Genomic DNA, 468 nt, shown 5'->3' on the forward strand with positions numbered 1-468 from the left:
CCACAGGTCCTTGCGCGAGGTGACCATCTCGCTCACGGCATACCCCGCGCCGAGCGCCTTGCAGAGCTGGCGGAACGGCCGGTCCGTCACTCCCGCCATGGGCGCGACGAAGAGGCGGTTCGCCAGGGGAATGTGGCCGATCTGCATGGCGCGCGGAAGTGCTGAAAAAACAGGCGGAGGAAAACGGAGGCGGGATTGTACCTGCTCAAATTTTCAGCAAACGAAAAGCGGGCATCGCGGCCCGCGTTCGTGGGCATTGCGCCGGGCAGGCAGCCCCCTTCCTCAGAAGTAGCCGTGCGCCGGGGCCTGCGGCTCTCCATCCTCCGCCGGAGCGAAGGCACCCACCGGTTCCTGCACCACCACCTGGTTGCGACCACCCTGCTTGGCCAGGTACACCGCGGTATCGGCGCGCGAGAAGAACTCCAGCACCGATTCGCCCAGCACGTACTGCGTGACGCCGATCGACAC

Annotated in this window: 2 protein-coding genes; both read right to left on the reverse strand. The window is 66.2% G+C overall.

What is annotated here, in order from left to right; genetic code table 11:
* Positions 1-147 (reverse strand): tRNA-dihydrouridine synthase (locus GVL12_RS25785; RefSeq protein ID WP_200844102.1); only part of this gene is annotated, 147 nt, incomplete at its 3' end.
* 135 nt (positions 148-282) lie between these two features.
* On the reverse strand, positions 283-468 hold a 186-nt coding region (locus GVL12_RS25790; protein ID WP_200844103.1), incomplete at its 5' end, for a hypothetical protein.

Source organism: Pantoea sp. 18069 (assembly GCF_902706035.1).
Classification (GTDB): domain Bacteria; phylum Pseudomonadota; class Gammaproteobacteria; order Burkholderiales; family Burkholderiaceae_C; genus Comamonas.